17 protein-coding genes and 1 tRNA gene are annotated in these 15625 nt (G+C 56.9%); 9 read left to right on the top strand and 9 right to left on the bottom strand.

Annotation, left to right across the window (positions count from 1 at the left end):
- Positions 1-107: 107 nt before the first annotated feature.
- Positions 108-1178: a porin OmpA gene (gene ompA / locus ABLV54_RS05565; protein ID WP_023289051.1), complete on the bottom strand. Its 1071-nt coding sequence runs from the start codon at positions 1176-1178 to the stop codon at positions 108-110.
- Positions 1179-1530: 352 nt separating this feature from the next.
- Positions 1531-2040, bottom strand: coding sequence for an SOS-induced cell division inhibitor SulA (gene sulA / locus ABLV54_RS05560; protein ID WP_023289052.1), 510 nt, complete (start codon positions 2038-2040; stop codon positions 1531-1533).
- 25 nt (positions 2041-2065) lie between these two features.
- Between sulA and ABLV54_RS05555 the strand changes: the two genes are divergently transcribed.
- Positions 2066-2371 carry a hypothetical protein gene (locus tag ABLV54_RS05555; RefSeq protein WP_156835198.1) on the top strand — a complete coding sequence of 102 codons (306 nt, stop codon included), beginning with the start codon at positions 2066-2068 and terminating at the stop codon, positions 2369-2371.
- 17 nt (positions 2372-2388) lie between these two features.
- Complete coding sequence (locus ABLV54_RS05550) at positions 2389-2985, top strand: TfoX/Sxy family DNA transformation protein (protein ID WP_023289053.1); 597 nt, start codon at positions 2389-2391, stop codon at positions 2983-2985.
- 10 nt (positions 2986-2995) lie between these two features.
- Here the strand turns inward: ABLV54_RS05550 and yccS are convergent, their stop codons facing one another.
- Together yccS and ABLV54_RS05540 are read right to left on the bottom strand one after the other, a co-directional pair.
- Positions 2996-5131 carry a YccS family putative transporter gene (yccS, locus tag ABLV54_RS05545; protein WP_023289054.1) on the bottom strand — a complete coding sequence of 712 codons (2136 nt, stop codon included), beginning with the start codon at positions 5129-5131 and terminating at the stop codon, positions 2996-2998.
- 17 nt (positions 5132-5148) lie between these two features.
- On the bottom strand, positions 5149-5595 hold the full coding sequence (locus tag ABLV54_RS05540; protein WP_050532903.1) for a YccF domain-containing protein: 447 nt from the start codon (positions 5593-5595) through the stop codon (positions 5149-5151).
- Positions 5596-5719: 124 nt separating this feature from the next.
- Between ABLV54_RS05540 and helD the strand changes: the two genes are divergently transcribed.
- Positions 5720-7774 carry a DNA helicase IV gene (gene helD / locus ABLV54_RS05535; protein ID WP_050532902.1) on the top strand — a complete coding sequence of 685 codons (2055 nt, stop codon included), beginning with the start codon at positions 5720-5722 and terminating at the stop codon, positions 7772-7774.
- A gap of 11 nt (positions 7775-7785) precedes the next feature.
- Here the strand turns inward: helD and mgsA are convergent, their stop codons facing one another.
- A complete protein-coding gene (gene mgsA / locus ABLV54_RS05530) occupies positions 7786-8244 on the bottom strand; it encodes a methylglyoxal synthase (protein ID WP_004201439.1) in 459 nt (152 codons plus the stop codon).
- Between the two features lie 154 nt (positions 8245-8398).
- Between mgsA and ABLV54_RS05525 the strand changes: the two genes are divergently transcribed.
- Positions 8399-8812, top strand: coding sequence for a CoA-binding protein (locus ABLV54_RS05525; RefSeq protein ID WP_023289057.1), 414 nt, complete (start codon positions 8399-8401; stop codon positions 8810-8812).
- Between the two features lie 30 nt (positions 8813-8842).
- On the opposite strand, the gene hspQ is transcribed toward ABLV54_RS05525, so the two are convergent.
- The gene (gene hspQ, locus ABLV54_RS05520; protein ID WP_023289058.1) at positions 8843-9160 is read right to left on the bottom strand and encodes a heat shock protein HspQ; all 318 of its coding nucleotides are present in this window, start codon (positions 9158-9160) and stop codon (positions 8843-8845) included.
- Positions 9161-9219: 59 nt separating this feature from the next.
- A complete protein-coding gene (gene rlmI, locus ABLV54_RS05515) occupies positions 9220-10422 on the bottom strand; it encodes a 23S rRNA (cytosine(1962)-C(5))-methyltransferase RlmI (protein ID WP_023289059.1) in 1203 nt (400 codons plus the stop codon).
- Positions 10423-10612: 190 nt separating this feature from the next.
- On the opposite strand from rlmI, the gene ABLV54_RS05510 reads away from it, so the two are divergent.
- From ABLV54_RS05510 to yccX, 3 genes are read left to right on the top strand one after another with little or no spacing between them, the layout of a single operon-like run.
- The gene (locus ABLV54_RS05510) at positions 10613-11167 is read left to right on the top strand and encodes a YbhB/YbcL family Raf kinase inhibitor-like protein (RefSeq protein WP_023289060.1); all 555 of its coding nucleotides are present in this window, start codon (positions 10613-10615) and stop codon (positions 11165-11167) included.
- A gap of 17 nt (positions 11168-11184) precedes the next feature.
- A complete protein-coding gene (locus tag ABLV54_RS05505; RefSeq protein WP_023289061.1) occupies positions 11185-11973 on the top strand; it encodes an AraC family transcriptional regulator in 789 nt (262 codons plus the stop codon).
- A 48-nt stretch (positions 11974-12021) separates the two neighbouring features.
- Positions 12022-12303 carry an acylphosphatase gene (yccX, locus tag ABLV54_RS05500; RefSeq protein ID WP_004201446.1) on the top strand — a complete coding sequence of 94 codons (282 nt, stop codon included), beginning with the start codon at positions 12022-12024 and terminating at the stop codon, positions 12301-12303.
- Here the strand turns inward: yccX and tusE are convergent.
- Positions 12300-12629, bottom strand: a complete 330-nt coding sequence (gene tusE, locus ABLV54_RS05495; RefSeq protein ID WP_050532900.1) for a sulfurtransferase TusE — start codon at positions 12627-12629, stop codon at positions 12300-12302. The two genes, yccX and tusE, sit on opposite strands and share 4 nt — an antisense overlap.
- Positions 12630-12716: 87 nt before the next feature.
- Positions 12717-13376 carry an FtsH protease modulator YccA gene (gene yccA / locus ABLV54_RS05490; protein ID WP_002898458.1) on the bottom strand — a complete coding sequence of 220 codons (660 nt, stop codon included), beginning with the start codon at positions 13374-13376 and terminating at the stop codon, positions 12717-12719.
- Between the two features lie 268 nt (positions 13377-13644).
- Here yccA and ABLV54_RS05485 point away from each other — a divergent pair, with 268 nt between their 5' ends.
- Both ABLV54_RS05485 and ABLV54_RS05480 read left to right on the top strand, forming a co-directional pair.
- Positions 13645-15297 (top strand): ABC transporter substrate-binding protein, encoded by a 1653-nt coding sequence (locus ABLV54_RS05485; protein WP_050532899.1) that lies wholly within the window; start codon positions 13645-13647, stop codon positions 15295-15297.
- Between the two features lie 119 nt (positions 15298-15416).
- Positions 15417-15504 (top strand) — tRNA-Ser (locus ABLV54_RS05480).
- Positions 15505-15625 lie beyond the last annotated feature (121 nt).

Genomic DNA, 15625 nt, shown 5'->3' with positions numbered 1-15625 from the left:
CCACACAGGCTATCATCCGCCTCTAACGGCCTTCAGTCTTTAGCCGCTAAAGCGAGCGAGAAGACATAAAAAAACCCGCCGAAGCGGGTTTTTTCATCAGTTATAACTTAAGCCGCAGGCTGAGTTACAACTTCTTTGTAGCCTTTAACTTCGATCTCTACACGACGATCCGGAGCCAGGCAGTCGATCAGGGCAGCGCGAGCTTTCACGTTGTCACAGGTGTTGCCAGTAACCGGGTTGGATTCACCCATGCCGCGAGCGGAGATTTTGCCAGCCGGGATGCCTTTAGCAACCAGGTAGTCAACAACGGACTGAGCACGTTTCTCAGACAGCTGCTGGTTGTAAGCTTCGGAACCGATGCGGTCGGTGTAGCCCAGAACAACAGCGGAACCGTCTTTCGGATCCATGTTGCTCAGCTGGGTGTACAGCTGATCCAGAGCCTGCTGACCTTCCGGTTTCAGGGTTGCTTTGTTGAAGTTGAACAGTACGTCAGACTTCAGGGTGAAGTGCTTGGTCGCCACTTCCGGAGCCGGAGCCGGAGCCGGAGCTACAACCGGTGCAGCATCTTCCTGACCGAAACGGTAGGAAACGCCCAGGCTCAGCATGCCGTTATCAGGACGGGTACCCACAGTGCCCGCGTCGCCGATGTTGTTAACCCACTGGTATTCCAGACGGGTAGCGATGTCACGAGTAACAGCCCACTCTACGCCGCCAGCAAATACTGGGGAAACGCCAGTGTCGTGTTCGCTACGGGAAACGCCGTTAGAAGCGTAGTTGCCTTTGGAGTCAGCGCGCCAAACCATGCCGCCCAGACGGGTGTAGATGTCCAGATCGTCAGTGATCGGGTAACCCAGTTTAGCGGTCAGCTGAACGCCCTGAGCTTTGAAAGCACCGTTGTCAACGCTGCCTTTATATGCCATACGGCCCAGCCAGTCGTAACCCATTTCGAAACCGAGGTACGGGTTAACCTGGTAACCACCGAACGCACCAGCACCGAGCTGATCGTTACGGGTCGGACCATTGTTGCCCTGGAAACCGTTACCGTAGAAACCGGTGTCGTGATACTGGGACCAACCCAGTTTACCACCTGCATACCAGGTGTTATCTTTCGGAGCGGCCTGCGCTACGGTAGCGAAGCCAGCCAGTGCCACTGCAATCGCGATAGCTGTCTTTTTCATTTTTTGCGCCTCATTATCATCCAAAATTCGCCATGAAGTTACAAAAGACCTCACGGTTAAATCCTTCACCGGGGGCGTGACTTGTTGTTAACTATGCTGATACATGCAGCGTAAGCCGATCACCCCTGGCGATGTAAAGTCTACAACTTAGTTCGAAACTTACAAGTGTGAACTCTGTCAGGCATATGAAAAAAAAGGGTTGTGTACACAATATTTAACAAATATGGTTGATTTTCGTACACGAAAAAAAGGCACAAATGCCCGTGTGGCAGGCATTCCGCGAAAAAGACCTTAAAAAACGCTGTGCCATTACTACCGGTAAAAAAAATTCCAGGAATAATCCTAATTTCACTCAATGATACAAATTTGAGTGAATTTTTAGCCCGCTGAGTTGTCTGCCGAGCGTGCCCTGATTTCGGACCGGGCGCATGATGAATCCCATCGCGCAGCCTTCCTGGGCTGCATGCACCAGACGCTCATGTTCGTCAGCGGTTAACTCCTCCGCCAGCCAGCAGATAACCACACTATAGTTACCGGTACGCAGGGCGCGGATCATCGAGTCTAAAGTGTGACTGGGGGAGAGCTGGCTAATTTGCATGACCTTAGACAGCGGCAGACCGGCGGACTGAACCCACTCGCGGCTAAGCTTTTGCTGCGGCGTAAGCCACAGCTGCCAGCGAGACTGTTGACCCAACTGCTGTAATAAAGGTAGCAACAACAACTGTGTCATCATGGGTTGATCTTCACGATAGACAATTTCACTGATCAGCCCATTGGCGGCCTGTTCGCCAGAACGATGAGCGTAGTGGGCTGCCGGAGCAGAGGCCTGTGCTGAACGGTTTGCATGAGCTGAAGTAAACATAGTCTATCCCGCCTGTAGTTACTGTATGCATATACAGTATATCCACCAGGGGAAAAGATCAACCGCAATTTGTCATTTTGCTGGTGGAAATTTAATCGCTTTCAGCCATCCTGACGGTACAGGTTTGCGGCTACTCGCAACACCATCCTTAACACCGGCTAATCCTTTTTCTCCTGTCTGCCAGTTGCAGCAACAGCTGCAATTTTCTGAAAGCGTCTCGCAAAACCGCATTCTGGTGGAAAAGCAGGCAAAAATCATCTTGCTGCTGTCAGGGAAGTCCCTTATGTTTTCCCTTAGCGGATCCGTTAACAACTTAAGTTTAATTACATGATTCACAAAGGAATGATCATGAGAAAACTCGTATGTCCGCGGCTCCCGCAATTTCAGGCCTGCGTCTCTCCGCTGGGTCAACTTCACTCTCGCCCCCTGTTTGGCGGCTACAGCCTGGCTATCGAAGATACCGTGTTTGCGATGGTGGCAGAGGGGAATATTTATCTAAAGGCCTGCGAGCAGAGCGCTGCCTATCGGGTAGAACACCATAATCCTTTATTGATGCTGCGCCGACACGGGCGCATCGTGCCGCTAAAGTATTATCAAATCGACGATGCCTTGTGGCGCGATGAGAAACAGCTTTTCCGCTTGTCACTGATGTCGTGGCAGAGCGCCCAGCGTGAAAAATATCGCCGCCGGTCGTCGGGACGCCTGAAGGATTTACCCAATATCAGTTTTCATATGGAATTGCAGCTGATTCACTCGGGCATACCAGACGTGTTAGCACTACGGGAGGTGGGCGCCCGCCAGGCCTGGCTAAAGCTGCGCGAGAACAATGCTTCCCTATCGCACAACGTCTTGCTGGCGCTGGAGGGGGCTATCGTTGGCGTTCATGCCGCCGCGCTCCCGACGCCACGGCGTCAGGAGCTTCTGGAATGGGCGTCTGCGCGCTAATGGACAACGGTTATTCCGTTTGAGCGTGTACCCGCTGCTGCAGGCGGCAGATTTCAGGCAACAGCGCCAGCAGCAGGCCAATCTGCTGTAGCACCAGGGGCTCTTTACTGTCCGCGCGAGGCTCCAGATGGTGGATCCGGCTTTGCAGGCTGGTCAACGCCTTCTGCACTCGCTGTTCATCCGCTGGGGTATGATGCAGGGCATCATCGACATAGCAGACCGCATCATCGAGCAGGGCGAGGATGTCCGGCGTGGACAGTTTTTCCCGATGCGCGCCGAGAGCGGAAATGTAGCTGGTGAAGGTATGATTGAGACACAGCAGGCGAAAGGCGGTCTCGCGCTGGGCGGCATCCGCCCGTGGTTCCGTCGACAAGTTCGAGACGACGGAAGCCAGTTCAGCGTCGCGGTTGTAGGCGTCACGGCGTGCGACACGGTAGGCCAGCCGGTTGTCGCGGCCCTGGTGGTACTGCTCCAGGATGGCATCCAGATAACGGCAGTTCGCGTTTAGCGCCCGGTCCAGCGCCCGCGGCAGGTTGCGGAATTTCCAGTCCGGCCAGATGAAGCTGACCGCCGCCCAGGCGATGGCGCAGCCGATCAGCGTATCAATGATGCGCGGCAGCGCGACTTCAAAACCTTCGCCAAGCAGGTTAAAGCACAGCAGCACCAGCAGCGTGATAAACATGGTGGCATGGGCGTACTGCACGTTACGAAAGGCGAAGAACAGCACGCCGGTGAGGACGATCAGCAGCAGCTGCCCTTCAACCGACGGTACCAGCAGGAGGACCGGCAGGCCGATCGCCACCCCGACCAGCGTGCCGATGATCCGCAACGCCAGACGATGGCGGGTGGCGTTATAGTTCGGCTGACAAACGAACAAACTGGTCAGCAGGATCCAGTAGCCGTGCTGAAGACCGGTAAACTGGATGAAGGCATAGCCGGCGCAGAGCACCAGCGACATACGCACCGCGTGGCGAAAGAGGGCTGACTCTGGCGACATATTGCGCTGCAGGCGCAGCCAGATATCGTTCAGTCCGCCGAGCCTGTCGTCGGCCAGCAGCGTCTCTGTATTACTCCCGGCGGGCGCGGTGGTTTGCACCGATTCAATCGTGGCCAGCTGAGCATCAATGGCGCGCAGGTTATTGAGTAAATAGCCAAGGGCGTTGAGCTGCTCATCGGATGCGCCGCTGGCGCGTACGCGTTCAAGTGCCGCATCAAGATGCATAAACGCCCGTTCGAAATGGGCATCATGCTGATAGGGTTCGCGCAGCAGAATCGCCCGCGAGAGTTTCTGGCAGGCCTGCGCCTGCATCGAAAGCATGCGCTGGAAACGGAACATCACATCGCTGTAGCGGAACTGGTCGCGCAGGGTCTGGTACTGAATATGCGATGAGCTGGCGCGTTCATGAATATCCTGGGCCACAAAGTAATACTGCAGCGTACGACGAGTACCACGCTGTCCCCGGTCGCCTCGTAGTCGGGTCAACAGTGAGACCTTGGTTTGGTTAAGGGTCGCCACCAGTTGGCCGTTGGCGAGGGCCAGATCGTACAGCGGCGCCTGGCTCTCATCCTCAAGGTCTGGATCAAACAGCCGGGATTTGAGCTCCAGATAGCGGGCCAGTTGCTCATAGCTACGCGCCAGGTTGTCCTGCAGTGGACGAATTGGAAAAATCAGATGGCCGGACAACGTCAGCAGGTTGTACCACACGGCTCCCGCCAGCAGGAACAACGGCTGCAGATACCAGTGATCGTACAGCGTGACGCCGAGCATGGTGTAGATGGCGATAAGCAGGGCGCCGAAGGCAATGGTCGCATAGCGCTGTCCGAGGCCGCCAAGCAAAATAAAGCCGATGGTAGACACGGTCAGACCAAGGGCAAACAGCGGCGGCCACGGAAACAGCAGCTCCACGGAGGCGGAGGCGATAAAAAAGCAAACCAGAGTAATGGCGAGGTTGCGCAGACGGCCCGCCAGACGGTCATCAAGGTCGGTCAGCGCCGCGGCCACGACGCCGAGGGTGAGGGGGATGGTCAGTTTGACTTCGCCGATCCACCAGGGAAACAACGTCGTGCCGCAGAGCGCAATAAAAATGCGTACGTTATAAAGCCAGGCGCTGTTCCAGGTGTAGCGGCGTAGCAGGGGGCTAATCATGTCCGTGTTCCGTTCGGTTACTGAAAGCGACGACGCGCATTGGCTTCGCGCGCGGCGCGCGCGGTTTCCACAGAGACGACCCGGCGACCCACCGGCCAGAGGGCGATGGCGGCGATTTTAAAATTAGCGATCCCCACCGGGATGCCAATGATAGTCAGGCATTGGGCGATGCCGCTGAAAATGTGCATCAGGCACAACCACCAGCCGAAAAAAATGAACCACAGAATATTCAGGATGGTGCCGCCGGCGTTCAGCAGGCTGTTTTGGCGACCTGGCTCGAGCTCATCAACATGAATCGCCTCGTTACCATAGGGAAATAACGAAAGGCGAGTGATTTCCCAGCAGGAACGAGTCAGCGGCAGCGTGACGACCAGCAAAATGCTGACCAGAGTGGCGAGCAGCCAGCCTAAAGTGGTGGCGAAACCGCCAAGGATAAAGTTCAAAATATTCAGAATGGTACGCATAAAGCCTCGGTTTTGCCCTGTAGATAATAAGACCTGACAATTGTAACGTTTTTTTGCGCTGGAGCACCTGGTCCGGGGCGGTTAAACTGAAAAACAATCCACCCTGATTGAAAATCGACATTATATGGAACTTAAAGCGACAACATTGGGCAAACGCATGGCTCAGCATCCTTATGACAGGGTGCAGTTACTGAATGCCGGGGTAAAGGTTTCCGGCGATCGTCATGAGTATCTTATCCCTTTCAATCAGTTATTGTCAGTGCATTGTAAGCGCGGTCTGGTCTGGGGCGAACTGGAGTTTGTGCTGCCGGACGATAAAGTCGTGCGTTTGCACGGTACCGAATGGAGCGAAACGCAGCGCTTTTATCACCATTTACACACGCTCTGGCAGCAGTGGAGCACGGAAATGAGCGATATCGCCGCCGGGGTGCTGAAGCAGCAGCTGACAGCCATCGAACGCACCCGGGCAGAAGGTAAGTGGCTGACGCGTCAGCAGGTGGCGGATGTTCAGGATCATATTCGCCATGCGTTAACCGGGTTGCCGATGCCCACCAGCCGGCTTGACGCCTTTGATAACTGCCGGGAGCTGTGGCGGGAATGTCAGCGCTGGCTAGGGGATATTGAAGCGGCGCGTCAGGCCCATAACCAGGCCTTTACCGAGGCGATGCTGGAACAGTATCGCGGCTTTTTTAACGGAGTGGAATCCTCCCCGCTCAATCCGTCGCAGGCGCGAGCGGTGGTGAACGGCGAGCACTCCCTGCTGGTGCTGGCGGGAGCGGGCAGTGGTAAAACCTCGGTGCTGGTGGCTCGAGCGGGCTGGCTGCTGGCGCGGGGAGAAGCGGCGGCAGAGCAAATTCTGCTGCTGGCATTTGGCCGCCAGGCGGCGCAGGAGATGGATGAGCGGATCCGCGAGCGTCTGGCATCAGACGATATTACCGCCCGCACCTTCCACTCGCTGGCGCTGCATATTATCCAGCAGGGCAGCAAAAAAGTGCCCACCATCAGTAAGCTGGAAAGCGATACTGCGGCCCGCCACGCATTGCTGCTGAAAAGCTGGCAAAAGCAGTGCCAGGAGAAAAAAGCGCAGGCGAAAGGCTGGCGCCTGTGGCTGGAAGAGGAGATGGGCTGGCAACTGCCGGAGGGGGACTTCTGGCAGGATAAAAAGGTGCAGCGGCGGATGGCCAGCCGGCTTGACCGCTGGGTCAGCCTGATGCGCATGCACGGCGGCTCCCAGGCAGAGATGATCGCCGGCGCGCCGGATGCGGTACGCGATCTGTTCAGTAAACGGGTGAAGCTGATGTCGCCCCTGCTGAAAGAGTGGAAGGCGGCGCTGAAGGCGGAGAATGCAGTCGATTTTTCCGGTCTGATCCATCAGGCGGTCAATATTCTCGATAAAGGCCGCTTCGTTAGCCCGTGGAAACACATTCTGGTGGATGAATTTCAGGATATTTCGCCGCAGCGAGCCTCGCTGCTGGCCGCGTTACGCCGGCAAAATAGCCAAACCACGCTCTTTGCCGTTGGCGATGACTGGCAGGCGATTTTCCGGTTCAGCGGGGCGCAGCTCTCCCTGACCACCGCGTTCAACCACTACTTTGGCGAAGGGGACTGCTGTGCGCTGGATACCACCTATCGCTTTAACGGGCGTATCGGCGAAATAGCCAATGGTTTTATCCAGCAGAATCCGCATCAGTTAAGCAAACCGCTGAACAGCCTGACCGCGGGAGATAAAAAGGCCGTCACTTTGTTAGCCGACGATAAGCTGGACGATCTTCTGGATAAATTGAGCGGTTACGTTAAGCCCGAGCAGCGGATCCTTCTGCTTGCCCGCTACCATCATCTGAAGCCCGAGGCGCTTGATAAAGCGGCGACGCGCTGGCCGCACCTCCAGCTTGATTTTATGACTATTCACGCCAGCAAAGGTCAACAGGCCGACTATGTCATTGTGCTGGGACTGCAGGAGGGAGTGGATGCGTTTCCGGCTCCAGCGCGCGAGTCGATCATAGAGGAGGCGCTCCTGCCGCAACCGGAAGATTTTCCGGATGCGGAGGAACGTCGACTGCTGTACGTGGCCATAACCCGTGCCCGTCACCGGGTGTGGCTGTTATTTAACAAGGCGCAACCGTCGCCGTTTGTCGAGATCCTGCAGGCGCTGGATGTGCCTGTGGCCAGAAAGCCGTGATCGCGGTTCGATTATTTCAGGCGCTCGGCAAGATATCGCGGATAATCCGGGATCAGAATATCGAGCGGTTGAGCGAAGTGCGGCGACTGGATAATAAAGTCAGCGGTGGAGACGTTAGTGGCGACCGGAATGTTCCAGACCGTGGCCAGACGCAGCAAGGCTTTGACATCCGGGTCGTGGGGAACGGCGTTCAGCGGATCCCAGAAGAAGATCAGCACGTCGATTTTCCCTTCTGAAATGAGGGCACCCACCTGCTGGTCGCCGCCCATCGGACCGCTCAGCATGGCATTGACCTCCAGCCCGGTAGCCCGGGAGACCAGGTTGCCGGTAGTGCCGGTGGCGTACAAAACATGTTGCGCCAGCAGGGCCTGATGGCGAGCAACCCATTTCATCAGCATATCTTTACAGTGATCGTGAGCCACCAGCGCGATATGTTTTTGCGCAGGCAGGGTACGTGTTGTCAGTTCCATATTTTCATTCCGCATTTTGACCTGCTGACAGATTACTGAATGTGGCTGTCGCTGCAAGCATCAGGGATGAAAATTTTGCTGAATCTGCGGGTTAGCCTGGATGGCCCCCTGCTGCGGATTAGCATACACTTAGGTGAAATAGCAGGAGGAAACCATGAAAGAGAACGATATTGCCGAAATCCTGACCTCGACACGGACGATTGCGCTGGTCGGCGCCAGCGACAAACCTGACCGTCCTAGCTACCGGGTCATGAAGTATCTGCTGGATCAGGGGTATCACGTTATCCCGGTTTCGCCGAAGGTGGCAGGCAAGACGCTGTTGGGGCAGCAGGGCTATGGAACGCTTGCCGATGTTCCGGAAAAGGTCGACATGGTTGATGTCTTCCGTAATTCAGAAGCGGCATGGGGCGTGGCGCAGGAGGCGATTGCTATCGGCGCGAAAACGCTGTGGCTGCAGCTGGGGGTGATCAATGAACAGGCCGCGGTGCTGGCCCGAGAAGCCGGGTTAAACGTGGTGATGGATCGTTGTCCGGCCATTGAGCTACCGCGACTGGGATTAGCAAAATAATAAACAAAACCCCGCCAGGCGGGGTTTTGTTTAATTGCGAAGGCGCGGCGCCTGCAACTGCTGACGAATTGTTTTGGCCAGCTCGTCGAGGGACGGCTGCTCCGGATGTTCGTCGCGGGGTTCGCTGCTCAGCTGCGCTTCTGCCAGATAGGTGTGGATGGGTTGGCCATCATCATCTTCCATCACTACATGGTACCAGGGGGCCGCGCGCAGTTCGTCATTGGCGGCAATTTCATCCTCTTCCGGTTCCGCGAGCGAGTACTCGGGATCGACATCGACGATGACGCCCAGGTAGCCCAAGAGCGTATGGCGGACCTGTTGGCCGATACCGAATTTGCTGGCTATCATAGGCACCTCCTGGGAAACATGAATACTCCCTATATGAGGCTCATGTTTCGTTTTTCAAGTTACATGACGCGACAGGCAAACCCCTTCAGATACAGCCCTTCCGGATAGGTTGCGATCACCGGATGGTCGGCAGCCTGACGGAACTGTTCTATAAATTGTACATCACGTCCGGCATCAATTGCGGAATCCGCGATGATTTTCTGAAATAAATCGGTGGTCATCAGGCCGGAGCAGGAGAAGGTCAGCAGCACGCCGCCGGGGTTCAGCAGCTGGATCGCCAGCATATTGATGTCTTTATAGCCACGGCAGGCGCCCATCAACTGGCTTTTATTTTCTACGAATTTCGGCGGATCCATCACGATGACGTCGAATTTCTCCCCTTGATCGCGGTATTTACGCAGCAGTTTGAACACGTCGTCGCGCACAAACTCCGCTTTGGACAGATCCAGTCCGTTGAGCTCCACGTTCTGGCGCGCAACGTCGAGCGCTTCCTGCGAGGTATCCACGCTGGTGACCTGGCGGCAGCCGCCCATCAGCGCCGACACCGCAAAGCCGCCGGTATAAGAGAAGCAGTTCAGCACCCGTTTGTCCGCCACGTAGCGACGGGTCGCCAGGCGACTGTCGCGCTGGTCGAGGTAATAGCCGGTTTTGTGCCCGCCCTGGATATCGACCAACAGCTTCATGCCATGCTCAGCGATCGGCAGCAGCGCTGGCGGCAGTTCGCCCACTACCGGCCCCTGGGCCAGCTCCAGCCCCTCTTTTTTACGCACCGCGACATCGCTGCGATCGTAAATGGCGCAGTCAGGGAACAGGCTCTGCAGGGCGCTGATGATGGCGGCGCGCTGGTATTCGGCGCCTGCGCTGAGGAGCTGCAGCACGAAAAAGTTGCCAAAGCGGTCGATTGTCACGCCCGGCAGCCCATCGGACTCGCCGGCGATCAGACGGTAGCTGTCGAGGCCATCGCGCTCGGCCAGCCAGGCACGCCAGGTTTGCGCCTGCTGCAGGCGGCGTTCAAAGAAGGCGTTATCAATGGCTTCGTTGCGATCGAAGGTCCACACGCGGGCGCGGATCTGCGACGACGGCGAGTAAGCGCCGCGGGCCAGCCATTTTCCCTGATGGTCGACGATATCGATGGTTTCACCGCTGCGGGCTTTACCTTCCATGCGGGCGACGCCGCCGGAGAAAATCCACGGATGGCGACGCAGCAGGGATTTCTCGCGTCCTTTGGCTAACACTAAGCGGGGGAATAGGGAATCTGTCATGGAGCTACCTTTAAGCAACGGGAATGTCGGCACCGAAAAATGGCGCGTAGATTAGCACACCTGGCGCATACAAGCATCTTTCCCCCGCCAGGCGCGGTTGAGCGTTTCGGCACAAAATGCAGGCGCTTCAGCACATTCACTTTGCGCGGCGTTTCATACTCTGTCTTCTCACCCCCAGGAGGAGAAGACGATGAAAACAGGTATGCGGATAGTTGTGGCGATGGTTGCGGCAGTGAGCAGTGGCGCGATGGCCGCGCCGTTTAGCGTGAGCAGCAATGATATGCGTGACGGGCAGCCGCTGGCCCAGAAGCACTGGTTTACCGGTTTCGGCTGCACAGGAGGCAATGTCTCTCCACAGCTGACATGGAAAAACGCCCCGGCAGGCACGCGCAGCTTCGCGGTCACCGTCCGGGATCCTGATGCGCCTACCGGCAGCGGCTGGTGGCACTGGACGTTAGTCAATATTGCCAGCAGCGTCTCTTCTCTGCCCGCTGGCGCGGGAGATAAAAACAGCGCTACACTGCCGGGCGGAGCGGTACAGGGCCGCAACGATTTTGGCTATGCCGGCTTCGGCGGCGCCTGCCCGCCGGCGGGAGATAAACCGCATCGCTACCGTTTTACGGTGTGGGCGCTGGATATCCCCACGCTGCCGGTGAATGCCGATGCCAGCGGGGCGCTGGTCGGGTATCTGTTACACAGCCATGCTCTCGCCAGCGCCCAGTTGACGGCGACGGCCGGGCGCTAAAATAAAAGGGTGGTCGGATGGAGAGTATTCATTTTCAGCATAACGCCCTGACCGCCGCGGAGATCACCACCCGACGGCTATGCAGGCTGCATCGGGTGCGTCTGTTCGCCCCGGCGCTCTGTCGGGTAAAGCGCGGCAGCAAGGTGATTGTGCAAGGGGAGAGCCGGGTGCTGGCGACCCCGCAACAGCTGATTGTTTTGCCGGCTGACGTTGAGCTGGAGGTGATTAACCAGCCGGAGAATGGCCTCTTTTGCTCCGATCTGTTGTCGCTGACGCCCGAGCTGTTGACGGCGTTCAAGACCCGCTATGTCAGTGAACCACCGCCCGGGCGTCTGACCTCGCTCTGCGCCCCGGTGACGACTGAGCTGGCGTTTATGTGGCAAAGCGTTCTGCAGGCGGTGCGGGAAGGCTTGTCCCCCTCTCTGCAGCAGCATCAGACCATGGGCCTGCTGCTGGCCTTGCACGAGGCGGGTTATGCCGGCCCGCTGCTCGTCGAGCGGCAGCAGGATCTGTCGGCGCAGGTTCGACAACTGGTCATGCTGTCGCCAGCGCAAGCGTGGAGCGTGTCGCGGGTGGCGAAAATGCTCTTTCTCGGCGAGTCCACGCTGCGCCGTCGGCTGCAGCAGGAATCGCAGAGTTTTCGCCAGATTGTCGAGGAGGTGCGGATGGCCCATGCCCTGGGGCAGCTGCAGACCACTTCGCGGCCCATCGGGGAAATTGCGCAGAACAGCGGATATCAGTCGGGATCGCGCTTTACCGCGCGCTTCCGTCAGCACTATGGTTTACTGCCAAAGCACGTACGCTGAATGAATTTGCTATCCTCAGCGTAAAGGGTGAGCGAAAAGGAGACGATGATGGCCAGTATCTGCACGATGGCATGGGTTTACGGTTCGGTTCAGGGCGTAGGGTTTCGCTATTCGACACAGCGGGAAGCGCTGCAGCTGGGATTGACCGGCTATGCCCGTAATCTGGACGACGGCGGCGTGGAAGTGCTTGCCTGCGGCGAGGCGGAGCAGGTGGAGAAACTCATCGCCTGGCTGAAAGCCGGTGGGCCGCGCAGCGCGCGGGTTGACCGAGTGTTGACTGAACCCCATCAACCCACCCGCAGCTGGGACAAGTTCGCGATCCTCTATTAGATGCACTTCACCGGCTTCGGCAGACCGGCGATTTTGGTCGCTTGTTTGGCGGGGCCTTTCGGAAACAGGCGATAGAGATAGCGGCTGTTGCCTTTCTCTTCGCCAAACTTGTTGGCCATCGCCTTTACCAGCATGCGGATCGCTGGTGAGGTGTTGAATTCAAGGTAAAACTCGCGCACAAAGCGCACCACTTCCCAGTGCTCAACGGTGAGCGTTATCCCTTCCTGCGCGGCGATGACGTCGGCCATCGCCTCGCTCCACTGGGTGGTATCTTTCAGATAGCCTTCGCTATCCGTCTCAATTTCGTTGCCTTCAAAAATAAACATAATTTTTCACATACCGCCTGAAACTGGCCGCAGTGTAGCAAAAAAAAAGGCCCCGCATAAGCGAGGCCTTTGTTAGCAGGGGAACGGTTAGTCCCGGCTGGCGAAGCCCAGGATGCTCAGCAGGCTGACAAAGATGTTGTACAGCGAGACATACAGGCTGACCGTGGCGCGAATGTAGTTGGTTTCACCACCGCGGATGATGTTGCTGGTCTCGAACAGGATGGCGCCCGAAGAGATCAGGATGAACACCGCGCTAATCGCCAGGTGCAGCGCCGGCAGCTGCAGGAACAGGTTAGCGACCATACCAATCAGCACCACGACCACGCCGGCCATCAGCATCCCGCCGAGGAAAGACATATCTTTGCGCGTGGTCAGCACGTAGGCCGAGCAGCAGAAGAAGACCAGCGCCGTACCGCCCAGCGCCAGGCCGATCAAATCGCCCATGCCGGCAGAAAGGTACGCGTTCAGCATCGGTCCAAGGATATAGCCGAGGAACCCGGTGAAGGCGAAGGCGGAAATAATCCCGGTGGGCTTATTCGCCGTTTTATAGGTCAGGAACATCAGACCGTACATCCCCACGAGGGTCAAAATCAGCCCCGGGGAAGGAAGCATCAGCACCGTGCTGGCGGTAGCGGTGATGGCGGAAAACGCCAGCGTCAGGCTGAGCAGGAAGTAGGTGTTACGCAGAACCTTGTGCGTGCTGAGCAGCGAGGAACGGTCACGCGATGATGTAATTATGCGATCCATGAGTCACTCTCTTATGACAGATGTAATTAGGTATAAAGAATAAGAAAAACAAGCGTGAAGCCCTAATGCTTTTACCCATCTTTACTTAGCTTTTGCCGCTTTTGACTAGCATAAAATTCTGCATGGATTGGAAAAAGCGATATGTTTTCGCGTTTCGCTTCGGTGAGCCGATCGAAATCTTATAGGTTACTGAAAAATATTGCTTTATTGAAATTCTGCGACTAAGTGTGGAAGGGGGAATAACTCCGTACGTTAAAGGCAAAGGGAAATGACATTACATCAAAACAATCACATCACGCGAACGCTGCTGGCAGTCAGTATGATAGCAATGATCGGCGGGGCGCAGGCGGCGCAGGTGCCGCCGGGCACCCAGCTGGCGGAAAAGCAGGAGCTGGTCAGAAATAACGGCAGTGAACCAGCCTCGCTCGATCCGCACAAAGTCGAGAGCGACGTTGAAAATAATATTATTAGCGATCTCTTCGAAGGTCTGGTCAGCGTATCACCTGCGGGGGCGGTCGAGCCCCGGCTGGCGGAACGCTGGGAAAACAAGGACAACCAGCTGTGGACCTTCCATTTACGTCCCGGCCTGACCTGGTCCGACGGCACGGCCATCACAGCGCAGGATATCGTTTGGAGCTGGCAACGGCTGGTTTCGCCAGCCACCGCCTCCCCCTATGCAAGCTACCCCGGCAATATGCATATCACCAACGCCCGAGAGATTGCCCTGGGGCAAAAGGGCCCCGAGACGCTGGGGGTGAAAGCCCTAAACGACACCACGCTGCAGGTTACCCTGACTCAGCCGAATGCTGCCTTCCTGGCGATGCTGGCGCACCCCGCGCTGGTGCCGATCGACAAAGTGCTGGTGGAGCGTTTTGCCGATAAATGGACCCGGCCAGAGCATATCGTCACCAGCGGGCCCTATAAGCTGACCCAATGGGTGGTGAATGAACGGCTGGTGGCTGAACGTAATGTGAAGTACTGGGACAATGCGCACACGGTTATCAATAAAGTCACTTACCTGCCAGTCTCTTCCGAGGCCGCCGATGTTAATCGCTACAAAGCGGGGGAGATCGATATTGTTTACACGGTACCGATCAATCAGTTTGCGCAGTTGCAGAAAACCATGGGCGACCAGCTGGACGTTTCGCCACAGCTGGCGACCTATTACTACGAGTTCAATACCACCCGGCCGCCGTTTAACGACGCGCGCGTGCGTCGGGCGCTGAATATGGCGCTTGATAAAGATATCATTGCCGGAAAAGTACTCGGCCAGGGCCAGCGCCCGGCCTGGGTGATCAGTCAGCCGGATATTGGCGGCGTGACGCTACACAACCCGGACTATGCCAGCTGGCCGCGCGAGAAGCGGATTGCCGAGGCGAAAAAACTGCTGGCGCAGGCGGGGTACGATGAGCGGCACCCCTTGGTCTTTACCCTGCTATATAACACCTACGAGTCACATCAGCGCATCGCCATCGCCGCCAGCTCTATGTGGAAGAAAAACCTCGGCGTCGAGGTGAAGCTGCAGAACCAGGAGTGGAAGACGATGCTGGATACGATGCATACGCATAATTTTGACGCCGTCCGCTACGCGTGGATTGCCGACTACGACGATGCCGCCTCCTTCCTCAATACCTTCCGCACCGGGGATAGCGAGAACACCAGTCAGTACAGCAACCCGTCTTACGATGAGGCGCTGCACAACGCGGCGAAAGCCACCGACGTGGCGACCCGCGGCAAATACTATCAGCAGGCGGAAGATCTGCTGGCGCAGGATGTTCCCGCCATTCCGGTCTATCACTATGTGCGTACCCATTTAGTGAAGCCCTGGGTGGGCGGCTTCACGCCGGACAAGCTGGGGTACTACTACACCAAAGATATGTACATAAAGAAACTGCCGTCCGCGAGCGGCGATGGGCGCTGATTTTCTGTGCGAACTGCCTGAAATTCAGACGAATAACACAGATTTGTTTGTTTTTAAGGCAGTTGAACAAAATGGTGCTTTACAGCATCCGCCGAGGTGTTTATAGTGCGCCTCACACCGGAAGTGTGGCCGAGCGGTTGAAGGCACCGGTCTTGAAAACCGGCGACCCGAAAGGGTTCCAGAGTTCGAATCTCTGCGCTTCCGCCATATAAAAGAAGGGGTTACCGAAAGGTAACCCCTTCTTGCTTTTCCCTTTGACCATCCCAACCGCGCTTCATCCTGACCTCCCGACCTCGCAAGCCCGCCATGCGAAATCTCGTTGACTCTG

It is taken from the genome of Klebsiella sp. JB_Kp042 (assembly GCF_040065275.1).
In the GTDB taxonomy this organism is placed as follows: Bacteria; Pseudomonadota; Gammaproteobacteria; order Enterobacterales; family Enterobacteriaceae; genus Klebsiella; species Klebsiella quasipneumoniae.
Note: the sequence above shows the minus strand (reverse complement) of the source record. Positions and strands in the feature narration are given on the sequence as shown.

Excerpts from the sequence above, each read along its gene's own strand:
- ABLV54_RS05525 (WP_023289057.1), top strand. The coding sequence starts at position 8,399 with ATGAAAGAGAACGATATTGCCGAAATCCTGACCTCGACACGGACGATT.
- ABLV54_RS05540 (WP_050532903.1), bottom strand. The coding sequence starts at position 5,595 with ATGCGTACCATTCTGAATATTTTGAACTTTATCCTTGGCGGTTTCGCC.
- ABLV54_RS05550 (WP_023289053.1), top strand. The coding sequence starts at position 2,389 with ATGAGAAAACTCGTATGTCCGCGGCTCCCGCAATTTCAGGCCTGCGTC.
- mgsA (WP_004201439.1), bottom strand. The coding sequence starts at position 8,244 with ATGGAACTGACAACACGTACCCTGCCTGCGCAAAAACATATCGCGCTG.
- ABLV54_RS05510 (WP_023289060.1), top strand. The coding sequence starts at position 10,613 with ATGAAAACAGGTATGCGGATAGTTGTGGCGATGGTTGCGGCAGTGAGC.
- rlmI (WP_023289059.1), bottom strand. The coding sequence starts at position 10,422 with ATGACAGATTCCCTATTCCCCCGCTTAGTGTTAGCCAAAGGACGCGAG.
- ABLV54_RS05485 (WP_050532899.1), top strand. The coding sequence starts at position 13,645 with ATGACATTACATCAAAACAATCACATCACGCGAACGCTGCTGGCAGTC.
- ABLV54_RS05505 (WP_023289061.1), top strand. The coding sequence starts at position 11,185 with ATGGAGAGTATTCATTTTCAGCATAACGCCCTGACCGCCGCGGAGATC.
- ABLV54_RS05555 (WP_156835198.1), top strand. The coding sequence starts at position 2,066 with ATGCATATACAGTATATCCACCAGGGGAAAAGATCAACCGCAATTTGT.
- helD (WP_050532902.1), top strand. The coding sequence starts at position 5,720 with ATGGAACTTAAAGCGACAACATTGGGCAAACGCATGGCTCAGCATCCT.
- hspQ (WP_023289058.1), bottom strand. The coding sequence starts at position 9,160 with ATGATAGCCAGCAAATTCGGTATCGGCCAACAGGTCCGCCATACGCTC.
- yccX (WP_004201446.1), top strand. The coding sequence starts at position 12,022 with ATGGCCAGTATCTGCACGATGGCATGGGTTTACGGTTCGGTTCAGGGC.
- yccA (WP_002898458.1), bottom strand. The coding sequence starts at position 13,376 with ATGGATCGCATAATTACATCATCGCGTGACCGTTCCTCGCTGCTCAGC.
- tusE (WP_050532900.1), bottom strand. The coding sequence starts at position 12,629 with ATGTTTATTTTTGAAGGCAACGAAATTGAGACGGATAGCGAAGGCTAT.
- sulA (WP_023289052.1), bottom strand. The coding sequence starts at position 2,040 with ATGTTTACTTCAGCTCATGCAAACCGTTCAGCACAGGCCTCTGCTCCG.
- ompA (WP_023289051.1), bottom strand. The coding sequence starts at position 1,178 with ATGAAAAAGACAGCTATCGCGATTGCAGTGGCACTGGCTGGCTTCGCT.
- yccS (WP_023289054.1), bottom strand. The coding sequence starts at position 5,131 with ATGATTAGCCCCCTGCTACGCCGCTACACCTGGAACAGCGCCTGGCTT.